Raw genomic sequence first — 26,171 nt, forward strand, 5'->3', positions numbered from 1 at the left:
AGGCATAGATCCCTTCGGCGAGGAACGCCCTGGCCCGCTCGAGGTCAGGCTTCTCGACGAACTGCGCGGTGCGGAATCCGCTGGCGGAACCGCTGGCCGAGGCAATCGCCTCGCCGCGCTTGAGATAACCGAAGCCGGTCTCGGGCCGGGTCGCCTCGATGCCGAAGGAGACCAGCCAGCCATCCCCGGCGAGGTCGGCGGCGGCGAGCGCGGCGAGCGCGAAAGCTTGCGGATTACCGATGTGGTGGTCGCTGGGGCACACCAGCATGACGGCATCGGCGGGCAGGCGGCTGGCGGCGAGCGCGATGGCGGCGGCGGTGTTGCGCGCCGAAGGCTCGACGATCACTTGTGCGCCTTGTACGCCGCCAAGCTGCGCCTCGACGTGCGCCAGGTGCTTGTGGCCGGTCACCACCACCGGCGGAGCGAAGCCGCCCGCGCCGGGGCAGCGTGCAAGGGCGGCCTCGAACAGGGTGGAATCGCCGACGAGGGGCAGGAACGGCTTGGGCATCGCGGCCCGGCTGCGCGGCCACAGGCGCGTGCCGCTGCCACCGCAGAGAATTACCGGTACAATCGTGGGCATGAATGAGTTCGCTCGCCAGTGACGGTATTGCTCCGCAATGCTCATAAACGTCCAATACTGCGATGCAACATCGGTGGACAAGAAAACCCTCAATAAAACCACCGCTGGCGCCAGCGATAGACCGCCTCAACGGGATTTCCCGCCGCGTCACGAGCCGGACGGAAGCGGAATCGCTGCGCCGCGAGAGTGCAGGTGATGCGGTCGGCCTGCGGGTCCGGGCTCGGCTGGACGACCCGGCATGACGATACCCGGCCATCCCTTCCGACGGAAAGGTCGATCGTCACCGAAGCCCCGATCCGCAACTCGCGGCTGGCGCGCGGATAGTCCTTCGCGGAATTGATGTCGCCGGCGATCTTCGCCGTGGGCATGCCTCCGCCGCCGCCCGTTCCCTCGCCCGCCGCGCCCGAGCCGGTGCCGGCACCAGTGCCCGCGGCACCGGTGCCGCTGCCCCGGGCAGACGCACCTGCTGCATTCTCGTCGCCCTTGCCCGCGACGGGCGGCGCCTTTGCGGTGGCGATGACGACCGGTGGTCGGGGCGCGGCGACTTCGCGCGGGGCTGCCCTGCGGCCCGGCGTTCCGGCACCGCCCTCCTGGTCGGGCGCTGGCCTGGACGATGCCGGGGAAGGCGCGGGCGACGGGCTCGGGACAGGCGGATCGGCCGCGATGGTGAAGGCTTGCGTGACCGAGCGGGCGACCCGTTCCGCGAGGTCCGGGGTGAAGGCCCGCACCAGTCCGGCGGCGATGACGACGTGGATCAGCAGAACCACCGCCGCCACGCGCCAGTCAGGCCGGCGGCGCGCCGTGCCGCCGCCGTCCGGCAGGTCGCTGCGCCGGGCCAGTCCGATGCGGGATCGCCGAAGCATCATCCCCCGCAGATCGCACGGGCGCACAAGCGGTTGCAACCTTTGACAGGACACCGCGCCCCGCGCATTCCCACATGCGATCATACGTTCTCATATAAGAAAAGGAAACGACGATGGCCGAGAGGTTCGAACGCGTTCACTGCAGCCATGACGAGGTCGAACTCGAAGGCTTTCTCGGCAAGCCGGAGCGCGCCGGGCCGCATCCGGCGGTGCTGATGTTTCCCGGCGCCACCGGCCCCGGCCCCAGTTTCGAGGCGGCGGCGCACGAACTGGTGGGCGCAGGCTATGTCGTCGCCGGCATCGACATGTACGGGCGCGGGGCGGATCTCTCGACCCCGCAGTCGGCGGGGCGCCACTTCGCCGATCTCCTCGCCCGCCCCGACGTGCTGCGCGCCCGCGTGCTGGCCTGGCTGGACGCGGTGTGCGCCCTGCCCTGCGTCGATCCCGAGTGCGTGGCAGCCGTGGGTTACTGCTTTGGCGGCAAGTGCGTGCTCGAACTGGCGCGCAGCGGCGCGGCGGTAAAGGCCGTATCGAGCTTCCACGGACTGCTCGGCACTCACGCCCCGGCCATGCCCGGCGCAGTCCGCGCCCGAATCGCCGTATGGACCGGTGGACGCGACCCCTATGTTCCGCGCGCCGACCTCGCGGCCCTGCGCGCCGAACTCGATACAGCCGACGCAGACTACCAGATGACGGAGTTCGCGCGGGCCCGGCACGCCTTCACCGACCCCGACCATGACGGTATCGCCGAGGGGATCGCCTATGACCCGGTGGCACATCGAATTGCCTGGAGCGGCACACTTGCCCTGCTGGAAGCGACCTTGGCGGCATGACCAACTGAACAGGTGTTACAATCCGATCACAGCTCAAAGGAAATTCGCTTTCACGATATAATATTCCCAATTGTGAACTGAAACGCCTGCAGTTATCCTTGCAAACAGTCGAGGGATTCGTAGTGTTTCCCAAGGGCGATAACAGGTGCCGCCAAGGCATCGGGGGGAGAGAGGACAGGCGCTGAGGGGCGCGCCCGGAACTGGTCCAGATGCTGGCCGGACCCTATCGGATCAGCGGTCCGCACCGGGCACTTACCGACTTCGACTACCCGAAAGACTCCCGCGCTGACCGGCAAAACCGGCCGCCGAAGGGTATCGCCTTACGACAACGAGAACAATGTTTCCGGAAAACTGTCCGGAGGAGGAGAGGAGAGGTCATGATTGCAAGGAATTTCCGACACGCCCTGATGCGCGGCGCCGCATTCTCGATCGTCACGCTGCCCGCAATCATGGCAGTTCCGGCATTTGCGCAGGACGACGGGCTCAACCCCGGCGACATCATCGTCACCGCCCGCCGCACCGAGGAGCGCCTGCAGGACGTGCCGATCTCGATCACCGTATTCAGCGGCGACCAGATCCAGAAGCGCAACATCGCGGTCGCTTCCGACCTTGCCGTGTTCACCCCATCGCTTTCGGTGAATACCCGCTACGGCCCTGAGAAATCGACGTATTCCATCCGCGGCTTCAACCAGGACGCATCCACCGCGCCCACTGTGGGCGTCTACTTCGCCGACGTCGTCGGCGTACGCGCGCAGGGCGGCACCGCAGGCGGCAACACCGTGGGCGCGGGCGCCTTCACCGACCTCCAGAACGTGCAGGTTCTCAAAGGTCCGCAAGGTACGCTGCAGGGCCGCAACACCACCGGCGGCGCCGTGCTGCTGGTTCCGGCCAAGCCAACGGATGTGCTCGGCGCCTCCGTCGAGGGCACTTACGGCAACTACGACCAGCGCCGCATCCAGGCGATGTTCAACGCCCCGCTCGCCGACACCTTCAAGGTCCGCGTGGCGATCGACCGCAACGAACGCGACGGCTACATGAAGAACCGCTCCGGTATCGGCCCGAAAGACTACAACGACGTCAACTACTTCTATGGTCGCCTCAGCATCGTCGCCGACCTGACGCCGGAGCTGGAGAACTACACGATCTTCCATTACAGCCGTTCGGACACCAACGGCTACGCATCGCACTACGAGTTCTGCGATGCCAACCCGGGCGACCCGCGCACGATCAATCCGGCGACGATCTCCGCCATCAATCCGAACGGCAGCAAGTACAGCGTCAGCCGCTATTACACCTCGCTGGCCGCCTGCGACCAGATCGACCGCCAGACCGAGCGCGGCGACGGCCCGCTCGACGTGGAGGTGAGCAACCCCAACCCGCGCATGTTCCTGCGCACCTGGCAGGCGATCAACACCACGACCTGGCAGGCCAGCGACACGCTCACCGTCAAGAACATCGTCAGCTACGGCGAGTACCGCGAGCAGAGCCAGTTCCAGCTCTACAGCGACAACTTCTTCGTGCCCGACACCGAGATCACCCGCTACTACGCGGCGCGCGGCGGTCCGCAGGTCGGCCAGCCGTTCGACTACATCCAGCTCGGCACGCAGCCGGGCCATGATGCGGCGGCCGAATCCACCATGACCGAGGAACTGCAGCTCCAGGGCCGCTCGGCCGACGGCAAGCTCAACTTCGTGGTCGGCGGCTACCTCGAATTCAGCCGCCCGCTCGGCTTCAACCAGCAGCGCACCGGGATTTACGGCAACTGCATCGATCCCGGCACCATCGATTGCACCGGCGGGCTGCCGCTTTCGGATGCAGCGCCCTATGCCGGCACGATCATCTCGGAATCGCGCACCCGCATGGCCTTCGACAACCACGGAGTCTTCGCGCAGGGCACCTACCACTTCACCGACCAGCTCGCGCTGACCCTTGGCGGGCGCTGGACCTTCGACAAGATCGCCGGCTATTCGGAGAGCAACCGGCGCGTCTATGCGACCATCCCCGGCCTCGGCACCATCCTGTCGCAGTGGGTCTGCAACGACAACCTGAACCACCCGGCGGTGAACCTGCGCACCAACGGCGGCGACCTGTCCGCCTGCGGCACGCGCATCGTCAACAAGTCCAACAAGCCGACCTGGCTGATCGACCTCGACTTCAAGCCGAGCCCCGACACGCTGGTCTACGCCAAGTACGCGCGCGGGTATCGCCAGGGCACGGTGAACTTCACCAACCCCGGCCTGGAAACCGCACGGCCGGAGAAGGTCGATGCCTACGAAGTGGGCGCCAAGCTGACCTTCCGCGGCGCCCTGCCCGGCTACTTCAACATCGCCGCGTTCTGGAACGACTTCTCCGACCAGCAGGTGTTCGGCGCCCTCATCGCCAAGCCCGAAAGCGGGCTGGTCGGCGGGGCCGCCATCATCAATGCGGGCAAGTCGGTCATCAGGGGCGTCGAAGTCGATGCCGGCGTCTCGCCGTTCCACGGCCTGCGGCTCTCGGCGGGCTATACCTACCTCGACACCGAGCTGAAGGAACTCATTCCGCCCGCGCTTTCGTCCGACAGCCCGTTCCTGCAGATCATTCCGCGCGGCACGATCGGCGGTCCGCTGACGTACTCGCCCAAGCACAAGGCGACGCTTTCGGCGGACTATTCGGCCTCGCTCGGCGAAGGCGTGGGCGAATTCAGCCTCGGCGCGGTGTTCACGTATACCGCCAGTCAGATCATCGATGGCAACAACCGAATTCCCGGCTACAGCCTGCTCAACCTGACGGCGGGGATCAACGACATCGGCGGGACCGGGTTCGACCTCACCGTGTTCGGCCAGAACGTGACCAACAAGCATTACCGCACCACTTCGGGCGGCGGCTACGAATCCTCCGGCATCGGCGATTTCATGTACGGCCCGCCGCGCATGTACGGCCTGCGCCTGAAGTACGCGTTCGGCGGCTGATCTTTCACGACAGGAACCCCGCGCCGCCAAGGGCGCGGGGTTCCTGTCGGCCCTTCGCGGTGCGGGCCCCTTTGAATCAGATGGGTCACGCCATTATCGCCGTGGCCTTTTCCATGGTTGCTTACGCAGCACCCAGCAGCCCGAAGCTGTCGTGCCGCATCACCGCCTTGCCGAGCCGATCGACGAACTGGACGATGATCGGCGGATCGACGCGGCGCGTGATCGACCATAGGTAATAGCCGTAGGTCACGCCTTCGCGGTACTGCATCCAGGCGTCCTCTTCGGACGGCATGTCCACCCCGTGTCCGCGCATCATCGAGAGGTATTCGCCGAGCAGGCGACGCTCCTCAACCTCGGCCACTTCGGTCGGCAGCACCGCGTTCAGGTGATAGGCCACGTCGAGCGCCCAGCCCCCGCGCTGGAGCAGTTGCCAGTCGATCACGCCCATGCCCTCGGGCGTACGGAAGACGTTGCCCGCATGGGCGTCGCCATGGATCATGAACTGCGGCCGGCCGCCGTCGCGCGCGGCGAGTTCCCTGATCGCCGCCGCAAGATTGGCGGCGCTGCGCACGCGGGGCGCAAGGTTGTCCCCGCGCGGACCGTCGAGCAGGTCCTGCAGGGCCTCGGGCGTGACATAGCTCATCTTCGCCAGCTCCGCCGCGCGCGGGCGAATCCAGTCGGCGCCATCGAGGAAATCGCTGCGGGCGTGGAGCAGCGACAACTGCCGCAGGCTCTCCAGCGCATCGTCCGCCGTGAACGGATCGAGCGCCGAGCAGAACCGCGCGCCGTCGCCGATGAGATCGCGCATGATCGTCACGGCCTGCTGCGCCTCCCGGTCGATCACGGTGGCGACGCAATCGGGCACGCGCACGGCAATCACGGGTGCGACCTTGTTGTAGAAGTCCGACTCGAGCACGCAAGTCGGCCCGCCGCGCGCGGTCATCGCGTCCACGTCGAGCAGGCCCTTTAGGCAGAACCCCAGCCGCTCGCCGTCTTCGAATGTCACCGCGAAGCGCACTTTGGTGGCGACGGTGCGGATCACTTCGACCTGTTCGACCTGGGCGATGGCGCGTCCCGCCGCGATTTTGCCCAGCGCTCCCGCCAGCCACTGCGGATCGAGCGCCTGTTCCAGCGTCGCCGGAACCGTGACTTGCGGCTGCGCCGGGCGCGGCCTTTCGAGGACTTGAGACATGCCTTTTCCCTTTCCCGATATCTGTTCCTTCGGCTTGACCTAATTCGCCATTTCGGTCCATCCTTCGCAATATAGAATTTCATCGGCCGAGCGATAGTAAAACGGGCGATGGTAACAGAACGGGAGAGGCCGATGGGCAAGCCGCTGGAAGGCATCAAGGTCGTGGAAGTCGCGATGTGGGCCTTCGTGCCGGCTTGCGGCGGGATGCTGGCGGACCTTGGCGCCGACGTGATCAAGATCGAGCCGCCGACCGGCGATCCGCTGCGAGGGCTTTCGATCGGCGGTCTTGGCGGCGGGAAAATCGACTATTCGTGGGAGAGCTACAACCGGGGCAAGCGCTCAGTGACGCTCGATCTCAAGCAGGCGGCCGGGCGCGCGGTGCTGGACCGGTTGCTGGAGGACGCCGACGTGTTCCTCACCAACCTGCTGCCTCCGGCGCGGCGGGCGATGCGGATCGACGAGGAGACGATCCGGGCGGAGTATCCCGGCATCATCTACGCCAGCGGCAGCGCGCTCGGCCCCAATGGCCCGGACCATGAGAAAGGCGGCTACGACGCGATCACCTTCTGGGCGCGCGGCGGTATTTCCTCCTCGCTGACCGAGCCCGAGGCGCCGCATCCGGTCGGTCCGCCGGGACCGGCATTCGGCGATACGATATCGGGCGCGATGCTGTCGGGCGCGATCTGCGCCGCCATCGCCAAGCGGGCGCTGACGGGCGAGGCTTCGGCTGTGGACGTCTCGCTGCTGGGCACCGCCCTTTGGTCGATGCAGCGCTACGTCTGCCAGGCGACGGCGGACGGGGTGCAGAAGTTCCCCAAGCCGCCCGCCGACAAGCCCAACAACGTGCTCGTCAGCAACTACCGCACCGCCGACGGGCGTTTCCTCGCGCTCTGCATGCTGCAGGCGGACAAGTACTGGACGCCCTTCTGCGAAGCCGCCGGACGGCCCGACCTCGCCGCCGACCCGCGCTTCGCCGACGCCGCCGCGCGCAAGGCGAACATCGATGCCTGCTATGCCGAAGTGAAGGCGCTGTTCGCCGGCAAGACGCTCGCCGAATGGAAGGTGATCCTCTCGCGCCAGTCGGGCCAGTGGGACGTCGTGCAGGACGTCGGCGAAATGAAGGACGATCCGCAGGCGCAGGCCAACGGCTACCTCAAGCGCGTGGACTACGGCGACGGCACGCAGATCCCGATGATCGGCCTGCCGATGGTCTTCGACGGCACGCCGCTGTCCTCCACCCGCTCGCCCGACCTCGGTGCCGACAGCGACGCGGTGCTTGAGAGCCTGGGCTACTCCGAGGACGAGATCATCGACCTCAAGGTGCAGGGCGTGGTGTTCTGATGCGCAAGCTGCCGAAGCTGGAGCCGGAAACCGCCTTCTACTGGACTTGCGGAGCGGACGGGCGCTTGCGCATCCAGCGCTGCGGACAATGCGGAACCTACCAGCACCCGCCTTTTCCGCGCTGCTCGGGTTGCGGCAGCGAGACCGTCGCCCCCGCGCCGGTTTCCGGCAAGGGCCGCCTCGCCAGCTACACGGTGAACCATGAGGCGTGGGTGCCGGGGCTGGACGTGCCCTTCGTGTTCGGCGTCGTCGAGCTGGCGGAGCAGGCACAGCTTTACGTCTTCACCAATGTCCTCGGGAGAGAAGTGCGCATCGGCATGCCGCTGACGGTCGAGTTCGAGCACCACGACGATGTCTGGCTGCCGATGTTCCGGGAGGACAGGGAATGACCTTTCGCCCCCCACCTCGTCACCCTGAACTTGTTTCAGGGTCCATCGTGCCTGAAACGCCGTGCTGTGGGGCCGTAAACCGAGGAAGCCGCTGGTCACGCCACGCTCCGGCACTAACTGCCCGATGGACCCTGAAACAAGTTCAGGGTGACGGAGTGTCTGGACGGATGAGCGCGCCAGCATGACCCTTCTCCCCGAAAAGCAGGTGTGCATCACCGGCGCCGCGCAGTCCGAGGTCGGCCGTCCCTCCCCCCGCACCGCGCTGCAACTGACTGCCGACGCCTGCCTCGCCGCCATTGCCGACGCGGGGCTCTCCCCCTCGGACATCGACGGGATCGCCACATATCCCGGCAAGAGCAGCGAAGGCGGCGGGATCGCGCCCGTCAGCCCCTCCGAAGCCGCCGCCGTGCTCGGCATCGAGCCTCGCTGGATTCTCGCCTCCGCCGAGGGGTTCAGCCACATGGCGCCGATCTTCAACGCGGTGACCGCAATCGCCTGCGGCCTCGCCCGTCATGTCGTGGTGTTTCGCAGCGTCGCGCAGGCGCAGGCACGGCTGGTGTCGCGCGCATCCACGCTCATGTCCGGCGCGCGTGACCGGGTGGACGGCAACAACGCCTGGACGGTGCCCTACAACGCGCTTTCGCCGATCAATACTTTCGCGCTCTATGCGCAGGCCTATTTCGACAAGTACGGCGCCGACGAAGCGCAACTGGGCGCCATCGCCGTCAACAACCGCGCCAACGCCGCGCACAATCCCAATGCGATCTACCGCAAGCCGCTCACCCTCGACGATTATCTTGCGGCGCGGGTGATCTCCTCGCCGCTCAGGCTGTTCGACTGCGACAGCCATATCGACGGCTCGACCGCGATCGTCCTGTCGCACCGGGATGCGGCGAAGGACTTGCGCAATCCGCCGCTCCATATCGAGGCAATGGGCATGGCCGTGGGCGGACTGTGGGTGGGCCGCCACGAGGGCGACTTCACCGAACTACCCGCCGCCCACCGCGCCGGAGCGATGCTGTGGGAGCGCACCGACCTCACGCCCGCCGATATGGACTGCGCGCAGATCTACGACGGGTTCTCGATCCACGTGTGGATGTGGCTGGAGGCGCTCGGCCTCGTGCCGAAGGGAGAGGCCTGCCGCTTTACCGAGGGCGGGCAGCGGATCGCGCTGGACGGCGAACTGCCGCTCAACACCGGCGGCGGCCAGCTCTCGGCCGGGCGGTTCCACGGCTACGGCCACATCCATGAGGCGACCGTCCAGCTCTGGGGCCGCGGCGGCGGGCGGCAGGTGCGGGACGCGCGGACCTGCATCGTCTCCAACGGCGGCTATGGCTACGGCGCGATGATCCTGCGGCGGGATTGATCGCAAACTCCCTCCATTCCCACACCCCGTCACCCTGAACTTGTTTCAGGGTCCATCAGGCGTGTCACGTTGAGGCTGCAGCCAACAAACCGCCAGTGCAGATGGCGACACGGCCCGTCGCATTGGGCTGCGCGATGGACCCTGAAACAAGTTCAGGGTGACGATGAAGTGAGAAGCGGCGCGGCGGATGCCCTTGACCGACTCATTCACTAATGCGATAATCAATTCGCAATTTAGAATAATAGATCGGGACGAGAGGAACCGGACATGAGCGAAGCAGATCCCGCCATCCGCACGAACGCGGCCACCGATTGGCAATTCGGCCCGATCTTCGACGCCGACGCGCACATCGATCCGCCGCACGACATGTGGAAGGACTACCTCCCCGCCCACCTCAAGGACCGCGCGCCCTTCATCGAGCACGCCGAGGACGGGGACTACATCTGCTTCGAGGGCAACCGCCGCCCCTTCATGATGATCAACAACCAGGCCGGTCGCGAGGGCAAGAACTTCAAGATGAAGGGCCGCCTCGCCGACCAGCGCACGGTCTGGGAGCCCGCCACCCGCCTCGCAGACATGGATGCCGACGGCATGGACGCCGCGCTATTGTTCGGCGGCGGGCCGCTCGGTTCGTTCGACAACGAACTCTACGTCGCCAGCTACGAGGCGTACCAGAACTGGGTGATGGACTTCGCCTCGGTGGCGCCCGACCGGCTCTATCCCGTGGGCTACGTGCCGATGCGCGACATCGACGAGACGTGCGCGCATGTCACGCGCCTTGCCAAGAAGGGCTTTCGCGCCATCAACCTGCCCGCCTTCCCGCAAAACCCCGACGCGTGGAAGACCTCGTCCGGGATCGCGGCGATGAAGGACGGACAGGTCTCGGCGCTGACCGGCGACAGCAAGGGCGCGCTGCAATATTCCGACCCGGCGTTCGACAGGCTGTGGAAGACGATCTGCGACCACGGCCTCGTCATCACCTTCCACCTCGGCGCGCGGGTGCCGCGCTTCGGGCAGAAGGAGTTCTTCCTGCCCGACATGCCGATGAGCAAGATGGCGATGGCCGAACCCATCGGCATCTTCATCTTCAACTGCATCTTCGACCGCTTCCCGGACTTGCGCATCGGCAGCATGGAGAGCGGCGTGGGCTGGTTCGCGTGGTACACCGAATACATCACCCGCACCTGGGAACGGCAGCGCTTCTGGACCGAGAGCCAGCTCAAGCATCCGCCCAGCTACTACATGGACCGCAACGTCTACGGCTCGTTCATCCAGGACCGCACCGGAATCCTGAACCGCGACCTGCCGGGCGCGCGCAACATCATGTGGTCCTCGGACTATCCGCACTCGGAGACGACCTTCCCCAGATCGCGCGAGGTCATCCTGCGCGACTTCGAAGGCGTGCCCGAGGCAGACGTGCGCGCGATCATCCACGACAACGCCTGCAAGCTGCTGGGGATCGCCTGATGCTGGACACCCCCACCGCGCCCGAGAACGACGACGTCCTCACCGCCGACGACCCGCTCTACGAGGAACTCTACGACGTCCGCCGCGAGGCGGAGGCGATCGGCAACCTCGTGGAAGTGGCTAAGATCATGCCGCGCATCCACGCGCTGCGCGATGAAGGCCCGGTGCTGAAAGGACGCCTGCGCGAACTGCTCGGCCTGCCGCTGCACGAGCGCCATGCGCGTGCAGCGGGGCGGCCGCACTGGACGGTGCTCTCCTTCGAGGCGGTGGAAGCCGCTCTGCGCAATGCCGCGGTGTTCTCCAACTCGGTGCAGGGTCACGACAACCCGGCGGGCGAGAAGACGATGGGCATCCTCGAGATGGACCCGCCGCTCCACCGCGCCTATCGCCGCACCATCCAGCCGCGCTTCAACATGCCCGAGGCGATAGGCTGGTGGCGCGAGCACACCATCGACACCATCATCGAACGCCTGATCGCCCGCATGGGCCGGGCAGATCGCGCCGACCTCAATCTCGACTACTGCGCGCGCATCCCGGTCTACACGATCACCACCGCCATCGGCCTCGACGGCGACGAGGCGCTGCGTTTCCGTCACGCCTATCTCAACTCCACCAGTTCGAGCCGGACTGTGACGATGGAGCAGCGACAGGCCAACGCGAAGATCGTCGAGAGCACCGTGCTGGGCCTGATCGCGCGCCGCCGTCAGGAGCCGAGGGACGATCTCGTCAGCTTCCTCATCACGATGAAGCTGCAGATGCCGGGCGAGGAACCGCGTGCCCTCACCGACCGCGAGATCATGGCGCACGTCAAGCTGGTGATGGTCGCGGGCGGCGGCACCTCGTGGCGGCAGATGGGCATCGCTCTCTACGCCCTGCTCACCCATCCCGGGCAACTGGACGCCGTGCGCGCCGACCGCTCGCTGGTGGACGATGCGGTGGAGGAAAGCCTGCGCTGGTATCCGACCGCGCCTTACTTCTACCGCATGGTGATGGAGGACACCGAACTCTACGGCCACGCGATCCCCAAGGGCGCGGTGCTGGAACTCGGTCTCGGCCCCGCCAACCGCGATCCTGCGCGCTGGGAGCGGCCCGACGAATACGACCTGTTCCGGCCGAAGAAGACCAACCTCGCCTTCGGGTTCGGTACGCACCGATGCCTCGGCATGAACGTGGCGCGGGTGGAGATCAATCGCGGCATCAACGCGCTGCTCGATCACTTCCCGAACCTGCGGCTCGATCCCGAAGCGCCCGCGCCGTTCATGACCGGCGGGCTGGAGCAGCAGGGCGTGTCGGGACTGCCGGTGCTGCTGCGGTAACCGCCCCTTACCCCGTCACACACCCACTTCGTCATTGCGAGCAAAGCGAAGCAATCCAGGGCGGCCTTAAACTGCCCTGGATTGCTTCGGCCTGCGGCCTCGCAATGACGAGGGCTGGGTGGTCGGCTCAACTCTCCGCGAACGTATAGGGCTGCGCGGCACGGCGGTAGTCGTCCGCCAGCACGTCGCGCCCGATCGGCGGGACCGAGCGGGCGGTGCATTCCGCACGCTGACACAAGCGGCAGGTGACGCCGATCGGCGTCGGCGGCGCGCCCGCCGGGTCCACGCCTCCGGCATAGACCAGCCGCCCCGCCTGCTCGGCCGCGCAGGCGAGCGCCACCGCGCGCACGACCCGCGCACCGCCGTAGCCTGCCGCCCCACCGGTCACCGTGCGCGCGATAGAGAAAAAGCGCTCCCCGCCCGGCAGTTCGAGCCATTGCGGCACGATCTCGCCCGGACGGCGGAACACCTGATGCACGCTCCACAAGGGGCACCCGCCGCCGTGCGCGGCGAAGGGGAAGCCCGCGCCGTCGAGCCGCTTGGAGACATTGCCCGCCTCGTCCACGCGGATGAAGAAGAAGCCGACGCGCTCCTCCCCCGGCCTCTGCAGCGTGGTGAGACGGTGGGCCACCTGCTCGAAGCTGGCGCCGAACAGCGCGCACAGGGCATCTATGTCATAGCGCCGCTGATCGGCCGCGCGGGCGAAGCGGCCATAAGGCATGACGATCGCCGCCGCCGCATAGCCCGCCAGCGCGCGCAGCAGCAGCGTCGCGGTAGTGCGGCTGGAGAAGCTGTCGGCCCGGATCGTCTGCTTGATCTCGGATCGCAGCGCGGTGTGGGCGATGTGCGTGGCGATCTGGAACGCGCGGCTGGCATGGTCGAGCGTGTCGGCGATCAGCAATTGCTGGTTGTGCCGGTCGAAGCGGCGCAGCGAATCCATGAGCACGTCAGGCGGCAGGAATCGCACGCGCACGGCCTTGGCGGCGAGCCACTCGGTCGCCCCGCCCGCCTTCTCGATCTCGCCCGCCAGTTCCTCGGCGCGGGTGTCGAGCGCGTGGAAGTAATTGCGGTTGGCGGCAAGGAAGCGCTGCGCTTCGCGCACGGGTTCGTTCTCGTCCGCCATCGGCCCGGCAGCGCGCTGCTCGGCCAGCGCCTGCGCCTCGCGGGTGTAGGCCTGATGTAGCCGGAGCAGCGCTTCGGAGACGCCGGGAAAGCTGGTGGCAAGGTCGGCGACTTCCAGCTTGGGCAGGTCGATGTCGGCGAAGATCGGGTCGCGCAGCACGTCGGTCAGGCGGCGCGCGTAGTCCTCTCCGTCGTCGCCGGCGATGTCGGCGATGTCGAGGCGGTACGTCTTCGCGAGGCGCAGGAGCATGTCGGCGGTGACCGGCCGCTGGTTGCGCTCCAGCAGGGCGACGTAGCTGGGCGAGATCTCCAGATCATCGGCCATCGCCAGCTGCGTCAGGCCGAGTTCACGGCGCAGACGGCGCAATCTTGGACCAAGGTATAAGGGACGGTTTTCTGCCATTTCCGCGCATTCTGTCACAACCACACAACTTTACAAGGAACATCTGTAAAGTTTGACAACAGCACCTCGCAAGGCATTCCGCCGCGCCGTCACCGCGACTACCTCGGCTCCATCGAAAGCAATCGCATCCGCGAAGAGGAACTGAAGCGTGACCTACCAGAGCAAGATCATCGAAGCCGGTAATACGATCGGCACCGAGACCCACTGGAACGGGATCGAGGCCGAATCGGTCGCCCGCATGCGCCTGCAGAACCGCTTCCAGACCGGCCTCGACATCGCCCGCTACACCGCGCGCATCATGCGCGAGGACATGGCGGCCTACGATCTCGACCCCGCCAACTACACCCAGTCGCTGGGCTGCTGGCACGGGTTCATCGGCCAGCAGAAGATGATCTCCATCAAGAAGCACTTCGGCACCACCAAGGGGCGCTACCTGTATCTCTCGGGCTGGATGGTCGCGGCGCTGCGCAGCGAGTTCGGCCCCCTGCCCGACCAGTCGATGCACGAGAAGACGTCGGTTCCGGCGCTGATCGAGGAACTGTACACCTTCCTGCGTCAGGCCGACGCGCGTGAACTGGGCGGTCTGTTCCGCGATCTCGACAAGGCCCGCGAGGGCGGTGACGAAGTCGAGGCCAAGCGCATCGAGCACGCCATCGACGCCTACGAGACGCATGTGGTGCCGATCGTCGCCGACATCGACGCGGGCTTCGGCAATGCGGAGGCGACTTACCTCCTTGCCAAGAAGTTCATCGAGGCAGGCGCCTGCTGCATCCAGATCGAGAACCAGGTCTCGGACGAAAAGCAGTGCGGCCACCAGGACGGCAAGGTCACCGTCCCGCACGAGGACTTCATCGCGAAGATCCGCGCGGTCCGCTACGCCTTCATGGAACTGGGCGTCGATGAGGGCCTGATCGTGGCGCGCACCGACTCGCTTGGCGCCGGCCTCACCAAGCAGATCGCCTTCACCCGTGAAGCGGGCGACATCGGCGACCAGTACAACGCCTTCCTCGACTGCGAGGAAGTCGAGACGGTCGGCCACGGCGACGTTCTCATCAGCCGGGACGGCAAGCTGCTCAAGCCAAAGCGCCTGCCCAGCAACCTCTACCAGTTCCGCTCGGGAACCGGCGAGGACCGCTGCGTGCTCGACAGCATCCACGCCCTGCAGAACGGCGCGGACCTGCTGTGGATCGAGACCGAGAAGCCGCACATCGGCCAGATCGGCGGAATGGTCAGCCGCATCCGCGAGGTGATCCCGAACGCCAAGCTGGTCTACAACAACTCGCCCAGCTTCAACTGGACGCTCAACTTCCGCCAGCAGGTGTATGATGCCTGGCAGGCGGCGGGCAAGGACGTCTCGGCCTTCGACCGGGCGCGCCTGATGAGCATCGACTACGACGCCACCGAGCTGGCGGCAGAGGCCGACGAACGCATCCGCACCTTCCAGAAGGACGCGGCGCGCGAGGCGGGCATCTTCCACCACCTCATCACCCTGCCGACGTACCACACCGCCGCGCTGTCGACCGACAATCTGGCGAAGGAATACTTCGGTGACGCCGGGATGCTCGGCTACGTGAAGGGCGTGCAGCGCGAGGAGATCCGCCAGGGTATCGCCTGCGTGAAGCACCAGAACATGGCCGGCTCCGACCTCGGCGACGACCACAAGGAATACTTCGCCGGCGAGGCCGCCCTGAAGGCCGGCGGCGCGCACAACACGATGAACCAGTTCGCGGCCTGAGCTAAATGGCGGGCATCCGAACCTGATGCCCGCCCCCTACACCCCGTCACCCTGAACTCGTTTCAGGGTCCATCAAGCCGCCTCCCCGGAGGTATGGCTTCACCATCGGCACTCTCGGCCTGCAACTCGAAGCGCCGCGCTCGCCGCCTGATGGATCCTGAAACAAGTTCAGGATGACGGGAATAAAATAAGCCGCAGGGGCAATCCCTCCGGCCCTGAGCAACCACCAAGGCGGGAAGCACCCCCGCATAGCAAGGAAAGGACATAGCATGACCACCATGACCGCAGAACCGACCCGCGCTCGCGCGGTGCTCTCGAACGAGGACTTCAAGCTCCTTCAGGAAGCCGTCGTCTTCTACCTCAAGGCGCACGAGGACGATCCGATCTCGTCCAAGTACTCCAACCTCTATCACCGTCTCGGCAGCGCGATCCGCCGCTGAGGCAGCTCAAGAGTTTTCCTGGGGAGGAAAGCTTGGCCCGTCGCACCCGTGTGCGGCGGGCCATTTGCGTCCGGGCTTGAACGGGCGCCTCCGCAAAGACCCGCATGGCGCGCTCAGCCGAACTCAACCCTGCCGCACTAGGCTGACGGGATGGTCGAAACCCTCAGCACCCACATCCTCGAAGTCATCCGCGCGGTCGAGACGCGGCATCGCCCGGACGTGCTGCTGCTGGCGCTGCTGGCTTGCGGCGCGGCGGCGACATTGGCGCTGCCCCTGCTGCGCCAGGCCCGCCATGCCCGCGAGACGCAGCGGCGCAACTGGTGCCTGCTCGGCGGACTGATCCTCGGTTTCGGCGGCTGGGTGGCCTTCTTCACCGTCATCATGGGACTGGAGACCGGCGAAGGCTACGCACCGCTGATGGCGATCCTGTCACTGGTGGTCGGCATCGCCGGCTGCGAGGCGGCGTTCTGGTTCGCCGTGCAATCGCGCAGTCCGGCGGGGCGGGCATCGGCCGCGCTGCTGCTCTCGGCAGGGCTGGCGGCAATGCTCTACACCGGACTGGCGGCACTGCGGGTGCCGGCACTGATGCACTGGGACGGCCATCTGGTGCTCGCCTCCGTGCTGCTGCCGGTGGCGCTGATGCTGCCGGCGATCCACCTCACCCTGCGCGGGCGCAGCGCCGCCTCGCTGGCACTGGCGATCGGCCTCGTCTGCATCGCCATCCTGCTGCTGCTCGCCGCCGGCACGACCGCGCTGTCGCTGACCCCGACCCGCATGGCCGAACCCGGCCTCGCCATACCGCAGGACATCCTCGCCGCGTGGATCTGCGCCGCCTCTGCCGCGATCGTCGCGGTCAGCGCCTTCGCGCATCACATGCGCGGACGCCAGCACGCCGCGCGCCTCCTTGGCGAGCACCAGTTCTCGCAGTTGGTGCGCGGAACATCCGATTATGCGATCTGCATGCTCGACCGGCAGGGCCGGGTCGCCCGCTGGAACGTCGGCGCGCACGCCCTGACCGGCTATATGGAGGACGAGGCGATCGGCCTTCCGTTCGCCTGCTTCTTCACCGCCGGGGACCGTGCCGCAGGCCGCCCCGCCAAGGCACTGGCCGCCGCGCTGGCCGACGGCATCGCCAAGGGCCAGTGGCCCTGCCCGCGCCGGGACGGTTCGCGGTTCTGGGCGGCAGGCACGATCGAGACGCTCAAAGACGAGGACGGTGCGCATATCGGTTTCTCGCTCATCACCCGCGACATCACCGAGATCAAGCAGGCGCAGGACGCCCTGGCCGCCACCACCGAGCGGCTCGACATGGCGCTCGACCATATGCTGCAGGGTCTGTGCATGTTCGACGGCGAGGAACGGCTGGTCCTCGCCAATCCCGCCTTCTACCGCATCTGGTCGATCTCGACGACGCAGTGGAAGCCCGGCGCCACGCTGGCCGAGATGGTCCACGCCGGGTGCTTCGCGGCGGGCCTTGGTCCGGCCGACACACTGACGATGATCCGCCAGTCGGTGCGCCGCGCGATCGAGGCCGGCGGCACCCCCAGCTGGACGCTGGAAGTGAACGACGACCTCGTGCTCGCCATCACCGAAAGCCCGGTCCCCGGCGGCGGCTGGATCGCCACCTTCGAGGACATCACCGCCCAGCGCCACTCCGAAGCCAAGATCGCGCACATGGCGATGCACGACGCGCTGACCGGCCTGCCGAACCGCACCCGCTTCTACCAGGGCCTCGACGAGATGATCGCCGAGAGCGGGCGCAGCAGCGACAGGCTGGCGGTGGTCGCCATCGACCTCGACCGGTTCAAGGAAGTCAACGACACTTTCGGGCATGCCTCGGGCGATCATCTCCTGCGCACCATCGCCGAGCGGCTGGACACCGTGCGCAGGCCGAACGAGACGATCGCCCGGCTTGGCGGCGACGAGTTCGCGGCGGCGATCCGCTATGGCAATCGCGCCGAACTGAACGACTTCATCGCCCGCATCCGCGGTTGCATCGCCGCCGCCGTCGCCGCGCCGGACGCCGAGGGCGGGCATCAGTTGCTGGTCGGGGCCAGCCTGGGCATCGCCGTCCATCCACAGGACGGACCGACGCGCGAAACCCTGCTCAGCAACGCCGACCTCGCCATGTACCGCGCCAAGGCCAGCCTCGGCGAATCGGTCTGCTTCTTCGAGCCGGGGATGGACGAAAGCGCCCGGCAGCGCCGCCTGCTCGCCAATGACCTGCGCCATGCGGTCGAGCGCGGCGAGATGAGCCTGCTCTACCAGCCGCAGCGCTCGCTGCGCACCGGGGAACTGGCCGGCTACGAGGCTCTGCTGCGCTGGCAGCATCCGCGCCGCGGGCCGGTCTCGCCCTGCGAATTCATCCCGATCGCCGAGGAGACCGGGGAGATCATCGCGCTGGGCGAATGGGTGCTGCGCCAGGCCTGCATCGAGGCCTGCACTTGGCCGGGCGAGGAGAAGGTGGCGGTCAACCTCTCGCCGGTGCAGTTCCTGCAACCCGAACTGGTCGAGGTGGTGCGCGGCGTGCTGCTCGAGACCGGACTGCCGGCGCGGCGGCTGGAACTGGAGATCACCGAAACCGCGATCATCTCCGACAAGCTGCGCGCGCTGCATTGCCTGCGCCAGATCAAGGCGATGGGGGTCAGCGTGGCGATCGACGATTTCGGGACGGGCTATTCCTCGCTCGACACGCTGCAGTCGTTCCCGTTCGACAAGATCAAGATCGACAAGTCGTTCCTGATGCGCTCGGGCGAGAGCGCGCAGGCCCGCGCGATCATCCGTGCGGTGCTGGCGCTGGGCCGCAGCCTGGAAATCCCGGTACTCGCCGAGGGCGTCGAGACCGAAGGCCAGCTGCGGGTGCTGGAAGCGGAAGGCTGCGACGAGGCCCAGGGCTACTACTTCGGCCGGCCTGGCCTGCCGCCGAGCGCAGCCGCCGCACCGGCCGCGGCCGGGTCACGCGGCTGATTGCCGCATCGCCCCGATCGTTGACGGACGTTAAGCCCGTATCGCGTTGAAAATGCCCACTCCACGTTGTCACGATCCAGCAAGAATAGGGCAGAAAATTAACCCCCTGCCCATAGGCTGGAAGAAACCAGGTGAGGGTTCTGCGTGTATTTGGGGCTGAAACACGAAGTAGCGGACGAAGAGTTCATGCTGGCCGAGGACGACTTGCCATCGCTCGACACCGCGCTGCAGGCCGCGTCGTTGGCAGAGGCACGCCTGCGTGAGGCGATCGAGGCGATTCCGCAAGGCATCGTCTTCCTCGACGAGGAGGACCGCTATATCCTCTGGAACGAGAAGTACGCGCAGATCTACGAGAAGTCGGCGGACCTGCTGAAACCCGGCGCCAAGCTGGGCGACACCCTGCGCATCGGCATCGAGCGCGGCGACTACCCGGAGGCCGAAGGACGCGAGGAGGAATGGCTCGCCAACCGCCTCGCCCGCCTGCGCCAGCCCGCCAGGCGCCACGAGCAATGGCTGTCGAACGGGCGGTGCATCATGATCGAGGAGCGCCGGCTCGAAAGCGGCGGCTCGATCGGCGTGCGCGTCGACATTACCGACCTCAAGCAGAAGGAAGAAGCCTTCCGCCTGCTGTTCGAGCGCAACCCGCTGGCGATGTTCGTCTACGACCTCGAAAGCGGCTGCCTGCGCACGGCAAACGATGCGGCCTGCAGGATGTTCGGCTACGAGGCCGGAGCGATGGCCGGGCTGCCGGCCAGCGCGCTGTTCCCCGAATCGCTGCGGACCTGCGCCGCCAACCTGCTCGCCGCCGACCATGGCGATACCGGCGACTGCTGGAAGATGATCCGGCGCGACGGCGGCTGCCTGGAAACGGTGATCGCCACGCGCACTTCGGACCTCGAAGGCTTCGCCGGCACCATCGTCTCGATCTTCGACGTCACCGAGCGTCGCCGCATCGAACAGCGCATGGCGCACATGGCCCGCCACGACGAACTGACCGGCCTCGCCAACCGCGCGCATTGCCGCCAGCACTTGCGCGAAGTGCTGGAAGGGTCCGGTCCGCATGAAACGGTGACGCTGGCCCTCGTCGATCTCGACCACTTCAAGCCGGTCAACGATACTTACGGCCATCACTTCGGGGACGTCGTGCTGACCGAGGCCGCACGGCGCATGCGCGAACTGATCCCGCCCGAAGCGCTGCTGTGCCGCATCGGCGGCGACGAGTTCGCGCTGATCTTCCAGCGATCGAGCCTGACCCAGGCCGAACTGGTGGCGAAGTCGATCATCACCACGCTGTCCGAGCCGTTCTTCGTGCACGGGCACATGATCCACATCGGCGCCACCATCGGCTTCGCCTCATCCCCCTACGACAGCCGCGATCCCGAGACGCTGCTGCGCTACGCCGACCTTGCGCTCTACGCCGCCAAGGGCGAGCGGCGCGGCACCTGCCGCGGCTTCGAGGCCGGGATGGACGCCGCCGCGCAGGAGAAGAACCGGCTGGAGCAGGATCTGCGCGCCGCCGTGCGCGAAGGCAGCCTGCAGGTCCACTACCAGCCGATCGTCGACCTCCAGAGCGGCGAGCCCGAATGCTACGAGGCGCTGCTGCGCTGGAACCATCCGGAGCGCGGCGCGGTGCCGCCCGACGTCTTCGTGCCGCTGGCGGAGGAGATCGGCCTGATCGACCAGATCGGCCGCTTCGTGCTGACCAGCGCCTGCCAGGCGGCGATGGGCTGGCCCGACCACGTCAAGGTCGCGGTCAACGTCTCGCCGCTGCAGTTCCGCAACGGCAACCTGCTGAGCACGGTCATCAACGCGCTCTCCACGTCCGGCCTCGCCGCCGGTCGGCTCGAACTGGAGATCACCGAGGCGGTGCTGATGGAGAAGGGCCCGCGCCCCTCGGCGATCATTCGCAACTTGCGCGCCTTCGGCATCGGCATCTCGCTCGACGACTTCGGAACGGGCTATTCCTCGCTGAGCTATCTGCTCAATTACCCGTTCACCAAGATCAAGATCGACAAGTCGTTCATCCTCAACCTGCACCACGAGGCCAATTCGCGCGCGGTCATCCGCGCGGTGATCGGTCTTGGTCGCAACCTTGGCCTCACCGTGGCGGCCGAGGGCATCGAGAGCGAGGTCGAGCGCGACTACCTGCGCGACGAAGGCTGCACGCAAGGCCAGGGCTACCTTTTCGGCAAGGCGGCGCCTGCGGTGACGGGGAAGTAACGCCCCGGATCGTCAGTATCGTTCTGACGGCGGCACGTCACGCCACGACGGCACGGCGGCAGAAGTCCCACAACTGCGTCGCCAGTTGCTCGCGCCCCGTGCGGTCGGGCACGCCCTCCTCCTCCGCCAGCAGCACGGTATGCACCGTGGTCGAGACGAGGTTGTAGATCAGCCGCGCCTGAAGCTGGGGATCGGCCTCGCGGAACAGCCCCTGCGCCATACCGTCGCCGACATGGCCGGCGATCAGGTCCAGCAACGGCTCCAGCGCCGAATTCAACTCCGAGGGCCGGGTCTGCGCCAGCCGCAAGTGCTCGCGGCTGAGCGCCGCGCCGCGCCGGTTCGCGCCCATGCGATCCTGCCCGAGCTGGCCGACGACGATGCCGGTGACGATCGTGCGCAGCGCTGACAGCGGGCCGTCGCAGCGCTCGGTGATCTCGCGGAACTGCAGCGCGGCGGCGCGCAGCGAACTGTCGAACACCGCCAGCACGAGATCGTCCTTGCCCTGGAACCGCTCGTAGAACGCGCGCCGGGCCAGCCCCGCCCGCGCCAGCACGGCGCGGATCGTCAGCCCTTCGAGCCCGGATTCGTCGAGCAGATCGTAGGCCGTGCGGATCAGCAGGCGCGTACGATCGCCATCGGGGTTTTCAGGCGCGGTGAACAGGGTGGGATATGCCGTTTCCATGCGCGCTTCGCTACCCCCGCTCGCCGTCCGGGTCCAGTCCCACTGTGTGCACTGTTACACACTGCCCGTTGCGCCGGGCGCATCGTCCATCGATTGACCTATAACATCATCGTCGCTAAAAGATCGAGAACAATGTTCTCACAGAGCAACGAGAGAGGAAACCATGCCACAGATCACTTACGTCGATCATGACGGGCACGAGACGCGGGTGGACGTGCCGCTGGGCGAGAACGTCATGCGCGGCGCGCTCTACAACGGGATCGAAGGCATCGTCGGCGAGTGCGGTGGCGGCCTCTCCTGCGCGACCTGCCATTGCTACGTGGACGAGGACTGGGTCGATACCGTGGGCGGGCCCTCGTCCGACACCGAGGCCGAACTGCTCGAGGCGGTGGCCGGCGAACTGCGGCCCAGCAGCCGCCTGTCGTGCCAGATCGAGATCACCTCCGCGCTCGAAGGGCTCGTCATCCACCTGCCCGAAACACAGTTCTGAAGGAGAGGCCGCAATGCCGATCGACGCCGCCAATCCCGTCCCGCCCAGCTTCCCGCGCCACGTCGGGATGGACCAGGTGCCCGCCCACGTTCCGCACGAACTGATCCGCCAGTCGGGCCTCACCGTCGGGCCGGACTTCCTGGCGAACCCGCACGACTTCATGGCCGCGCTGCACGAAAAGCAGCCGCCGATCTACTACGACGTCAGCCCGATGGGGAACATGTGGCACCTCATCAAGCATGAGGACGCGCTGTTCGGCCTGCGCCACCCGGACATCTTCTCGAACGAGGGCGCCACCCCCTTCCCGCGCGATCCGGACGACTATTTCTACTTCATCCCGATCGAGATCGACCCGCCGCATCACCGCAAGTACCGCAACATCGTGGATCCGGTGTTCAGCCCGCAGGGCGTGCTCAAGCTGGAAGAACAGATCCGCCACCGCGCCAACGGGTTGATCGACGAGATCGAGGCCAAGGTCGCCGCCGGAGGGACTTGCGAGTTCACCGAGGACTACGGCCGCCCGCTGCCGGTCACGGTGTTCCTCGACATCATGGGCCTGCCGCAGGACATGCGTGACGAGTTCGTGGACTGGGCGATGAAACTGCTCCATTCGAACGACCGCGCGGTGATGGGCGAGACCATGGGCAAGATCACCGCCTATCTGCGCCAGGCGATCGAGGAGAAGAAGGCGAACCCCGACGACGGCGTCGTCAGCCGCATCGCCCACTCCGCGCCGGACGGCGTGTCGCTGTCGGACAAGGAGATCTTCGGCTTCGTCTGCTTCCTGTTCATCGCCGGGCTCGACACCGTGTTCGCGACGCTGAACAACATCTGGCTCTATCTCGCCGAGAATCCGGACAAGGTCGCGGAAATCCATAGCCGCCCGCAGGACATCGACAAGATCGTCGAGGAACTGCTGCGCCGCTGGTCGGTGACGTTCTCGGGCCGCGTGCTCGACAAGGACCACGAGATGCGCGGCGTGCAGATGAAGAAGGGCGACCGCGTCACTTTCATCCTGCCTGCCTGCAACTTCGATCCCGAGGTGTTCCCGAACCCGAAGGAGGTGGACTTCGATCGCCCGCGCAAGACGATCCTGGCCTTCACCGTGGGCGTCCACAGTTGCATGGGCGCGCACCTCGCGCGGCTCGAAGTGAAGATCGCGCTGCAGGAGTGGCTCAGGCGGATCCCGGCGTTCTCGGTCAAGCCGGGTACGCGAATCGAGTACCGCCCCGGCGGCGTCATCGGCCCGGAACACCTGCCGCTGGTATGGTAAGCGCGGTGCCCCGATCGATCGCCAGCACGCAGGGCAGATGACAGCGCAGGACAAGCAACACGGCGGAAACGCGCGGGAAAAGCCGCGAGGAATTTTCCGCATGCTGCGCAGCATGAAATGCATTTCCGGCTTTGCCAAAGCCGAATTCTTGTGCAATGTGGTCGGTGAAAGGTTCATGTAACCTTACCGGTGTTGGGAGAGAGCGCGCCGGGGATGATCCAATCACTCCGGCGCGCCGATTCCCTCGCAGTTGCAGCAAAAGCTGCTTTCTCCATCAACTCTGGCAATCTCCCTGATCCGCGAGGGTTTTGCAAGCCCTCATTGTGACGCGTGGCGTCGCAAGATCGGTTCAATACCGCAGTGCAGCATGCCTGGACCTGCGAAAAGCCGCCGAATCCGCCGTGTCGGTGATTCGTGAAGCTGGGACAAAATGTCCTGCCGGGGCCTGCGCTCCTCCGCCATTTGCCCGGTTCGATTCGCTTGGCTAGAGCAAGCCATCGTGACAGCATCCTCCCCCTCCTCCGCCCGCCAGCTCTGGGCGATCGCCTTGCCGGCAATGCTGACCAACGTGGCGACCGCGCTGTTCGGCCTCGCCGACATGTGGGCCATCGGCCGCCTCGGCGATGCGCCGGCGCAAGGCGCGGTGGAACTGGGCGCCAAGTTCATGCTCGGCCTGCTCAACGTCTTCAACTTCCTGCGCACCAGTACCGTGGCGCTCACCGCGCAGGGCAGCGGCCGCGGCGACGCGGACGGCGGCGAGACGCTGGCGCGCGCGATGGCGGTGGCGCTGGGGATCGGCGTGCTGCTGCTGGCGGCGATGCCGCTGGCGATCCCGCTCGGGCTCGACGGCCTGGGCGCCGAGGGACCGGTGCGCGAGGCGGCGCGTGGCTACGTCGCGATCCGGTACTGGTCCGCGCCGATCTGGCTGGCCAACTGCGTGCTGGTGGGTTGGCTGATCGGGCGCCGCAAGGTGCGCCACGTCCTCGTCGTGGAGATCGCGGCGAACGCGGTGCACATCGCGCTCGACCTGCTGCTGGTGCTCGTGGTCGGCTGGGGCGTCGCCGGGGTGGCGGTGGCCACCGTCAGTTCGGAAGCCTTCAAGTTCGCCCTGCTGGCCGCCGTGGTGCTGCGCGCTGGCGCAGCGGGAGACGCTCTTGCCGCACTCGGCCGACGGGGGACGTGGGCGCGGCGCGAACTGGCGAAGCTCTTTGCGCTCAACCGCGACTTGTTCGTGCGTACGTTGCTGCTGACCGGATCGATCCTGCTGTTCGCGCGCGTCGGCGCCCGCGCCGGGCCGGTCACGCTGGCGGCGAACGGCGTGCTGTTCCAGGTCTTCATGCTGGCGACGCTCCTGCTCGACGGGTTCGAAAGCGGCGCACAAGTGCTCTGCGGCGAGGCATTGGGCGCGCGGGCGAAGGCGCGCTTCATCGCCGCCGTGCGCGCGGCGCTGGTGTGGGGCGGCGTGACCGGGCTGGGCGTCGGGCTGCTCTATGCGGTGGCCGGCGCGCAAATCGCGGCGGCATTCAGCACCGACCCGGCCGTGATCGCGGCAACCGCCGAATATGCCCCCTGGCTTGCACTGCTGCCGGTGCTGGGGGTCTCGTCCTTCGTGTTCGACGGAGTCTTCGTCGGCGCCGGATGGACGCGGGCGATGCTGGGGACGATGGCAGCGGCGATGACGGCCTACCTCGCTCTGCTGTACCTGCTCCAGCCGCTCGGCAACCATGGCTTGTGGGCGGCCTTCGCGGTCCTGTTCGGCGGGCGCGCGGTAGGCCAGGCGCTGGTGCTTCCGCGCCTGGTGCGACGCGGCTTCAGCGCTTCCTGAACACCAGCACGAGGTTGTTGGCGGGCATCTCGACCAGCCGGTCGAACGCCAGCCCGCAGTCGAGCGCGCAGGCGCGCACGCTTTCGACGCTGCGTAGCCCCCATCGCGGATCGCGGCGCTTCAGGCTCTCGTCGAAGGCGGCGTTGCTCGGCTCCAGCGGATGCCCCTCGCGGCGGTAGGGCCCGTAGAGCACCAGCGGATAGCCGGATTCCAGCGCGGCGGCGGCGCCGGCCATCAGCCCTTCGGTCGCACTCCAGGGACTGATATGGACCATGTTGATGCAGAGCACCGCCTGCGCCCGCAAGGCCGGCCATTCGCCGGCTGCGTCGAGCGCCAGCGGGGCCTGCAGGTTGGGCAGAGCGGCATCCTCGCGCCAGGCGGCGATGGAGGCGCGAGCGTCGGGATCGGGATCGCTAGGTTGCCATACCAGGTCCGGAAAGGCGGCCGCGAAATGCAGCGCATGCTCGCCGGTGCCGCTGGCGACTTCCAGGACATGCCCGGAAAGCGGCAGCACTTCGCGCAGCACCGAAAGGATCGGGTCGCGGTTGCGGGCGGCGGCGGGCGCCTGCCGCCGGTGGTCGGGAGAGGATGCGTCCTGCTGCATGAAGCAGGCATGGCCCCGCCCCCGGCGCGGCGCAAGGGTGATGCGGGACGAAAGGATGCGCCGGCCGGACGAAAGCGAGGGACTGGGGGGCTGTCTGTGCTTTTCGTCCGGCCGG

20 protein-coding genes are annotated in these 26,171 nt (G+C 67.1%); 14 read left to right on the forward strand and 6 right to left on the reverse strand.

The features are described from left to right. On the reverse strand, positions 1-580 hold a 580-nt coding region (locus V2S85_RS23150), incomplete at its 3' end, for a sugar phosphate nucleotidyltransferase (RefSeq protein ID WP_330705161.1). An 89-nt stretch (positions 581-669) separates the two neighbouring features. Beyond that, entirely contained in the window at positions 670-1,443 is a 774-nt protein-coding gene (locus V2S85_RS23155) for a TonB family protein (RefSeq protein ID WP_330705162.1), read from the reverse strand. 113 nt (positions 1,444-1,556) lie between these two features. Here V2S85_RS23155 and V2S85_RS23160 point away from each other — a divergent pair, with 113 nt between their 5' ends. Then, a complete protein-coding gene (locus tag V2S85_RS23160; RefSeq protein WP_330705163.1) occupies positions 1,557-2,276 on the forward strand; it encodes a dienelactone hydrolase family protein in 720 nt (239 codons plus the stop codon). A gap of 377 nt (positions 2,277-2,653) precedes the next feature. Continuing rightward, entirely contained in the window at positions 2,654-5,224 is a 2,571-nt protein-coding gene (locus V2S85_RS23165) for a TonB-dependent receptor (protein ID WP_330705164.1), read from the forward strand. Positions 5,225-5,345: 121 nt separating this feature from the next. On the opposite strand, the gene V2S85_RS23170 is transcribed toward V2S85_RS23165, so the two are convergent. Next, a complete protein-coding gene (locus V2S85_RS23170) occupies positions 5,346-6,416 on the reverse strand; it encodes a phosphotransferase (protein ID WP_330705165.1) in 1,071 nt (356 codons plus the stop codon). A 132-nt stretch (positions 6,417-6,548) separates the two neighbouring features. Here V2S85_RS23170 and V2S85_RS23175 point away from each other — a divergent pair, with 132 nt between their 5' ends. The 5 genes from V2S85_RS23175 to V2S85_RS23195 all read left to right on the forward strand — a co-directional run bounded on the left by V2S85_RS23175 (position 6,549) and on the right by V2S85_RS23195 (position 12,295). Continuing rightward, positions 6,549-7,757, forward strand: a complete 1,209-nt coding sequence (locus V2S85_RS23175; protein ID WP_330705166.1) for a CoA transferase — start codon at positions 6,549-6,551, stop codon at positions 7,755-7,757. Then, on the forward strand, positions 7,757-8,146 hold the full coding sequence (locus tag V2S85_RS23180) for a Zn-ribbon domain-containing OB-fold protein (protein ID WP_330705167.1): 390 nt from the start codon (positions 7,757-7,759) through the stop codon (positions 8,144-8,146). Before V2S85_RS23175 ends, V2S85_RS23180 begins: the two co-directional genes overlap by 1 nt. 181 nt (positions 8,147-8,327) lie before the next feature. Next, on the forward strand, positions 8,328-9,512 hold the full coding sequence (locus tag V2S85_RS23185; RefSeq protein WP_330705168.1) for a thiolase family protein: 1,185 nt from the start codon (positions 8,328-8,330) through the stop codon (positions 9,510-9,512). 267 nt (positions 9,513-9,779) lie between these two features. Next, entirely contained in the window at positions 9,780-10,979 is a 1,200-nt protein-coding gene (locus tag V2S85_RS23190; protein WP_330705169.1) for an amidohydrolase family protein, read from the forward strand. After that, entirely contained in the window at positions 10,979-12,295 is a 1,317-nt protein-coding gene (locus V2S85_RS23195; protein WP_330705170.1) for a cytochrome P450, read from the forward strand. The genes V2S85_RS23190 and V2S85_RS23195 overlap by 1 nt, the downstream gene beginning before the upstream one ends. Positions 12,296-12,422: 127 nt before the next feature. Here V2S85_RS23195 and V2S85_RS23200 read toward each other — a convergent pair whose 3' ends face one another. After that, positions 12,423-13,820, reverse strand: coding sequence for a helix-turn-helix domain-containing protein (locus V2S85_RS23200; RefSeq protein ID WP_330705171.1), 1,398 nt, complete (start codon positions 13,818-13,820; stop codon positions 12,423-12,425). 148 nt (positions 13,821-13,968) lie between these two features. Here V2S85_RS23200 and V2S85_RS23205 point away from each other — a divergent pair, with 148 nt between their 5' ends. The 4 genes from V2S85_RS23205 to V2S85_RS23220 all read left to right on the forward strand — a co-directional run bounded on the left by V2S85_RS23205 (position 13,969) and on the right by V2S85_RS23220 (position 21,182). Next, on the forward strand, positions 13,969-15,555 hold the full coding sequence (locus tag V2S85_RS23205; RefSeq protein ID WP_330705172.1) for an isocitrate lyase: 1,587 nt from the start codon (positions 13,969-13,971) through the stop codon (positions 15,553-15,555). A 269-nt stretch (positions 15,556-15,824) separates the two neighbouring features. Further along, on the forward strand, positions 15,825-15,995 hold the full coding sequence (locus V2S85_RS23210; RefSeq protein WP_008833082.1) for a hypothetical protein: 171 nt from the start codon (positions 15,825-15,827) through the stop codon (positions 15,993-15,995). Positions 15,996-16,145: 150 nt separating this feature from the next. After that, positions 16,146-18,962 carry an EAL domain-containing protein gene (locus V2S85_RS23215; RefSeq protein WP_330705173.1) on the forward strand — a complete coding sequence of 939 codons (2,817 nt, stop codon included), beginning with the start codon at positions 16,146-16,148 and terminating at the stop codon, positions 18,960-18,962. Positions 18,963-19,148: 186 nt separating this feature from the next. Next, positions 19,149-21,182 carry a putative bifunctional diguanylate cyclase/phosphodiesterase gene (locus V2S85_RS23220; protein ID WP_330705174.1) on the forward strand — a complete coding sequence of 678 codons (2,034 nt, stop codon included), beginning with the start codon at positions 19,149-19,151 and terminating at the stop codon, positions 21,180-21,182. 37 nt (positions 21,183-21,219) lie between these two features. Here V2S85_RS23220 and V2S85_RS23225 read toward each other — a convergent pair whose 3' ends face one another. Then, entirely contained in the window at positions 21,220-21,864 is a 645-nt protein-coding gene (locus V2S85_RS23225) for a helix-turn-helix domain-containing protein (RefSeq protein ID WP_330705175.1), read from the reverse strand. Positions 21,865-22,027: 163 nt separating this feature from the next. Here V2S85_RS23225 and V2S85_RS23230 point away from each other — a divergent pair, with 163 nt between their 5' ends. From V2S85_RS23230 to V2S85_RS23240, 3 genes are all read left to right on the forward strand, one after another. Next, on the forward strand, positions 22,028-22,354 hold the full coding sequence (locus tag V2S85_RS23230) for a 2Fe-2S iron-sulfur cluster-binding protein (RefSeq protein WP_330705176.1): 327 nt from the start codon (positions 22,028-22,030) through the stop codon (positions 22,352-22,354). Positions 22,355-22,367: 13 nt separating this feature from the next. Beyond that, positions 22,368-23,627 carry a cytochrome P450 gene (locus V2S85_RS23235; RefSeq protein ID WP_330705177.1) on the forward strand — a complete coding sequence of 420 codons (1,260 nt, stop codon included), beginning with the start codon at positions 22,368-22,370 and terminating at the stop codon, positions 23,625-23,627. 499 nt (positions 23,628-24,126) lie between these two features. Further along, positions 24,127-25,452: an MATE family efflux transporter gene (locus tag V2S85_RS23240; RefSeq protein WP_330705178.1), complete on the forward strand. Its 1,326-nt coding sequence runs from the start codon at positions 24,127-24,129 to the stop codon at positions 25,450-25,452. Here V2S85_RS23240 and V2S85_RS23245 read toward each other — a convergent pair. After that, positions 25,439-26,056 (reverse strand): DUF938 domain-containing protein, encoded by a 618-nt coding sequence (locus tag V2S85_RS23245; RefSeq protein ID WP_330705179.1) that lies wholly within the window; start codon positions 26,054-26,056, stop codon positions 25,439-25,441. The two genes, V2S85_RS23240 and V2S85_RS23245, sit on opposite strands and share 14 nt — an antisense overlap. Positions 26,057-26,171: the final 115 nt, after the last annotated feature.

Origin of the sequence: Novosphingobium resinovorum (assembly GCF_036352595.1) — a bacterium.
Classification (GTDB): Bacteria; Pseudomonadota; Alphaproteobacteria; order Sphingomonadales; family Sphingomonadaceae; genus Novosphingobium; species Novosphingobium resinovorum_B.